This is a genomic window from Dellaglioa sp. CoH-55-MRSF-6 (assembly GCF_056782215.1).
Window position 1 is genome coordinate 1 of sequence record NZ_JBXAYJ010000046.1, and the last position, 270, is coordinate 270.

Here is a 270-nt window from a genome sequence, read left to right on the forward strand (position 1 = left end):
GTGTTGTTCAACCCATCATGCAAGTTCTGGAAGAGGAAATTGCGGATCGTTGGATCAAGAAGCAGGAAGCGAAAAAGAAATGACGATGCGGGAACAAGCAAGACGCGCGCGGCGCGAGCGCGGAATGGACGGGGCATCGCGCAATCCCTACAACAAGGATGATCCGCGATTCTTCATGTGGCGTAATCACTTCGAAGAAGCTAAGTGGGAGGACGAGGCATTTGACGAATGTGATTTTGGAGTTGACGACGAGTAAATAGCGGCGTACAC

At 51.5% G+C, this 270-nt stretch carries 1 protein-coding gene; it reads left to right on the plus strand.

The genetic code is table 11. The features are described 5' to 3' along the window. A partial coding sequence (locus AC1RPK_RS07735; protein ID WP_481769353.1) for a hypothetical protein occupies window positions 1-256 on the plus strand: 256 nt, incomplete at its 5' end. Window positions 257-270 lie beyond the last annotated feature (14 nt).